Genomic DNA, 4,910 nt, shown 5'->3' with positions numbered 1-4,910 from the left:
AAAAAAGTTTAAAAAAAAGTTTCAAAACAAGAAGAGCCAGTATATTATAATCATGAGGTTGTCGGAGCGAATGTTGCAAAAAAAATTATGAAGCGATTAAAATATTCCAATGCGGAAATAGATTTTGTCACTCTTTTGGTAAGACAGCATATGTTTTATTATCAGGATGAATGGACGGACGGAGCGGTTAGAAGATTTATGAAAGCGGTTGGAGTGGAAAATATAAAACCGTTATTAAAATTGAGAGAAGCGGACAGACTCGGAAGCGGAAACAGAAAAGACAAAGAAAGCAAAGCGATACCTAAACTTTTGGCAAGAATAGATAAAATAATCGAAGAAGAAAACGCGATAACCGTTAAAGATTTAAAAATAAACGGAAACGATTTGATGAAAGAATTTAATTTGAAACCAGGTCCTATTGTGGGAAAAATATTAAATTATTTGCTCGATTTGATTTTGGACGAGCCAAGTTTAAATGATAAAGAAAAACTTATGGAAAAAACGAAACTTTTTTTGGAGAGCAATAATTTAAATAATTAATATATATTAATATATAATAAAGAAAGAGGATTTAAAAATGTATCTTATCGCCGATATAGGAAATACGAGAATGAAATTAGCCGTTTTCGACAAAAGCCATAATCCGATTTATTTCAATGTCAACAGTTATAATATAAGGCATATTTTGTCCGCATTAAAAGAAATAAAAGAAAATTACAAAATAAATAAAGCTTTTTATAGCAGCGTTTGTTTTGACAGAAACGATATATTTGTCACTTCTGTGAAAGATGTTTTGAAAAAAGATGTTTATAGAGTGACTCATAAAGATATAAAATTGAAAGGAAATTTATACGAACCTAAAAATTCTGTGGGAATAGATAGAGTTTTATCAACCTACGCTTCGGTATGTTTTGAAGGATATAACGAAAACGAAAGATACGCTTCAATCGTTGTAGATATGGGAACGGCGACTACAATAAGCGTTATGACTTCCGATTTAATATTTTTAGGCGGTATGATAATGAGCGGAACAAAAACGAGTTATAAAGCTTTATCGAGCAGAACTTCTTTGCCCTATTACGAAATGGGACCGATAGAATCTATTCCAAATCCTCTTAATACAAATATAAAAGACGCGATTATGTCGGGAGCTATTTACAATACCATAGGAAGCGTCCATTACGGCGTAAACGAAACAAAAAAATATATAAAAGAAAAATATAATCTAAAAAGCAAAATATTTTTAACGGGCGGAATATCGAATTTAAAATTATTGAAATGCAAAATATATCCTTATTTGGTAATGCAGGGAACTTATTTTAATATGATTGACAAAAAATTCGGCAGATAACGATAAATAATAAAATATAGAGAAAATTTTATAATTATTGCAATAAAGTAATATTTAATATTCCCAAATTTGACAAATAATAAAAAATGGTTATACTTTAAAATATAAAAAATATAATTAAATAAATCAAGGAGTAATTAAATGATTACTGGAAAAGTTACAATACAAAACGAAACGGGACTTCATGCAAGACCTGGAAACGAATTTGTCACATTCATAAAATCTTTATCGGGATGTAAAATAGAGGTTGAAAACGAAGCGGGAAAAAGAGTTAACGGCTCTTCTCTTTTGAAAGTTTTATCTCTTGGAGTTAAAAAAGGTTCGGTTCTTACCATTTATTGCGATGGAGAAAACGAAGAGGAAAATTTAAAAAAAATAGAAGAGTTTTTAGCCAATTTGAAAGATTAAATAATTAAAATTTATTTTTTGGAAATTATATTATGGAAAAAAGAATCACTGGAATAGGCGTATCTCCGGGAATAGCCATAGGAAAAGTTTATTTATTTGAAAAAAAAGAAATTGAAATAAATAAATGTCCCTGTAAAAATCCCGAAGAAGAAAAAATCAAACTTATAGAAGCAAGAAACAAAACGAAAGAACAATTGCAAAAAATAAGAGAAACTACCGCGAAAAAAGTTTCCGAAGAAAAAGCGGCTATATTTGACGCTCATATTACTTTGCTCGAAGACGAAGATTTGCTTCAGGAAGTAAACGATATAATAACGGACGAAAAAGTTTCGGCGGATTACGCTTTGTCGAAAGGAATAGAAGTTTACAAACAAATATTAAGCGATGTTCAGGACGAATATTTGAGAGAGAGAGCGGGCGATTTGGCGGATATAGCGGATAGATGGATTAGAAATATATTGGGCGAGACTATAGTGGAGTTGTCCGATATTCCAAAAAATTCTATAATAATCGCGAGAGATTTGACTCCTTCCGATACGGCTAATTTGAATTTGGAAAATACTCTCGGTTTTATAACGGAAATCGGAGGAAGAACTTCCCATACTTCTATTATGGCAAGGTCGCTTGAAATTCCCGCGGTCGTTGGAATCGGAAGCATAATAAAAGAAATTAAAGATATTAAAACGAAAGCGAACGATTTGACGATAATATTAAACGGAAATACGGGCGGAGTAATCATAGAGCCTACCGAAAAATCAATAGAAGAATGTGAAAAATTAAAAGACGAGTTCGACAGAAACAGAGCTTTATTAAAAGAATTCGCTCATAGAGACGCCATCTCAAAAGACGGAACTAAAATAAGAGTTTACGCCAATATCGGTTCTCCCGCGGATTTGGGAGGAGCTTTGAAAAACGGAGCGGACGGAATAGGGCTTTATAGAACGGAATTTTTGTTTATGGAAAATACCGACTTTCCTACCGAAGAAGAGCAGTTTAAGGCATACAAAGAAGTAGTCGAAGCTATGAGCGGACATACCGTTACGATTAGAACGATGGATATTGGAGGCGATAAACATTTGCCTTATTTGGATATGCCCGTTGAAGAAAATCCCGCTTTGGGCTGGCGAGCTTTAAGAATATGTTTGGATAGACAATCGATTATAAAAACTCAATTCAGAGCTTTGCTCAGAGCTTCCGCTTTCGGAAAAGTGAAGATAATGCTTCCTATGATAGTTTCGCTCGAAGAATTAAGAAAGGCTAAAGCTATATTTAACGATTGCAAATTGGAACTTATGAAAGAAAATGTCGCCTTTAACGAGGCTTTGGAGTTGGGAATAATGATAGAAACTCCTTCCGTAGTATTCAAATCGGAAAGTTTTGCGAGAGAATCGGATTTCTTTTCTATTGGAACTAACGATTTGACTCAATACACTTTGGCGGCGGATAGAGGAAACGAAAAAATCGCTTCGATTTGCGACCCTTATAATCCTTCCGTTTTAATAGCTATCAAAATGGCTATAGACGGCGCTCATTCGAGCGGAATCATTATTTCTATGTGCGGAGAGCTTGCGGGAGATTTGCTTGCCGTTCCTTTGCTTTTCGGACTCGGACTCGATGTATTTTCTATGTCGGCAATTTCGATTCCAGAAGTTAAGAAAATGATTATATCTTTGGATAAGCCAGAATGCGCTATGCTTGCAAAAAGGGTTCTTTCGCTTTCCACTTCCGAAGAAGTTAAAGCGGAATTACTCAGATTCATGGAAATACATGAAAGAGGAGATACAATAAGCTATTAAATTTGTAAATTTGATTTAACAAGTATTTAAAATTCAGAGAGGCTATTATTTTTAATAACCTCTCTTTATTATGATTAATATAAATTTTATTGGCTAATTAATTTTATTCTTCGCTTTCGTTAGACCAATTTTCTCTCGGTTCTTCTTTATCCTGCGGAGGCTCTTTTCCCGTTTCAAGATAACTTATAGCCGCTTTCAATTGTTTATCGTATCGCATATCTACTATCTCGTTATAATTTCCCAAATTGCGCTCGTTATAAATTAATCGTTCTAATAAATAATCGCTAGGAAGAATATTTTTGTCTTTCAATTCTTCTTTGAATCGAGGCAAAGCCGAAGCGTCCGAACTTTCATTAGGATACCTTTTTACATAAGAAGATATTTCTCCGCTCTTTCTCAATTCGGTTAATGCGGTAATATCCGAAGCGCTTAATTTTTCTTCAACCACAACATAATCGGGCGTTATTCCCTTTCCATGAAGTCTTCTTCCGTTTGGAGTATAATAATGAGCTACGGTAAATTTGAAAGAAGTATTGTCTCTCGAATCGAGCGGAAGCACATATTGAACGCTAAATTTTCCGAAAGTCGTCTCTCCCAAAAGTCTCGCTCTATTATTATCTTGTAATGCGCCAGCAAGTATTTCGGAAGCCGAAGCGCTATATTGATTAACCAAAACGAGCATATCTCCATTAACCCATTCGTCTCCTTTTCTCGAAGCGAAATAATCTTGGTTTTCGTTTCTCGTTCTTCCCCTCGTATAAACTATTTTTCCGTCAGATAAAAACTCTTCCACTATATTTATTGCCGTATCGAGTCTTCCGCCAGGATTATTTCTCAAATCCAAAATCAATTTTTGCATTCCATTTTTCTTTAAATCTTTAAGCGCCGTATCTAATTCTTTTGAAGTGTCGTCCCCAAAAGTTGTGATTCTTATATAGCCGATAGTATTATCAAGCATTTTATATTTTACGCTTTTTATTTCTATTAAGGCTCTCGTTAAAGGATATTCGATTGAATCTGGAACTCCGTCTCTCACTATCGTTAATGTCACTTTAGTGCCTTCTTTTCCTCTCATTATATTTGCCGCCGTATCTACCGCCATATCTTTAGTGCTTTTTCCGTCAATAGCGGTAATTATATCGCCAGGAAGTATCCCCGCTTTTTCTCCCGGTCCGTCCTCTATCGGAGCTACAACCATAAGTCCTTTATCGGGTTGTTTTGAAATTGAAAGTCCGACTCCTCCGTATCTGCCCGACATTTCCGTGCTTAAAGCCTCGTTTAATTTTTCGTCAAGCAAAAATGTAAAAGGGTCGTCAGTAGCTTCGAGCATTCCTTTTATAGCGCCATACATCAAT

The 4,910-nt window shown here is 34.5% G+C and carries 4 protein-coding genes and 1 pseudogene; 4 read left to right on the top strand and 1 reads right to left on the bottom strand.

Features of this window, described 5'->3' with window-relative positions:
* Positions 1-12: 12 nt before the first annotated feature.
* The 4 genes and pseudogenes from EZH24_RS07210 to ptsP all read left to right on the top strand — a co-directional run.
* A pseudogene (locus tag EZH24_RS07210) lies at positions 13-540 on the top strand (tRNA nucleotidyltransferase/poly(A) polymerase family protein); the annotation flags it as partial.
* A gap of 37 nt (positions 541-577) precedes the next feature.
* Positions 578-1,351: a type III pantothenate kinase gene (locus tag EZH24_RS07205; RefSeq protein ID WP_137998446.1), complete on the top strand. Its 774-nt coding sequence runs from the start codon at positions 578-580 to the stop codon at positions 1,349-1,351.
* Between the two features lie 141 nt (positions 1,352-1,492).
* On the top strand, positions 1,493-1,759 hold the full coding sequence (locus EZH24_RS07200) for an HPr family phosphocarrier protein (RefSeq protein ID WP_137998445.1): 267 nt from the start codon (positions 1,493-1,495) through the stop codon (positions 1,757-1,759).
* A 32-nt stretch (positions 1,760-1,791) separates the two neighbouring features.
* Positions 1,792-3,555 (top strand): phosphoenolpyruvate--protein phosphotransferase, encoded by a 1,764-nt coding sequence (gene ptsP / locus EZH24_RS07195; RefSeq protein WP_137998444.1) that lies wholly within the window; start codon positions 1,792-1,794, stop codon positions 3,553-3,555.
* Positions 3,556-3,658: 103 nt separating this feature from the next.
* Here ptsP and EZH24_RS07190 read toward each other — a convergent pair.
* On the bottom strand, positions 3,659-4,910 hold a 1,252-nt coding region (locus EZH24_RS07190; RefSeq protein ID WP_137998443.1), incomplete at its 5' end, for a S41 family peptidase.

This window comes from Brachyspira catarrhinii (assembly GCF_005518285.1).
GTDB classification, from domain to species: domain Bacteria; phylum Spirochaetota; class Brachyspiria; order Brachyspirales; family Brachyspiraceae; genus Brachyspira; species Brachyspira catarrhinii.
This window is presented reverse-complemented; position numbering and strand designations above follow the sequence as displayed.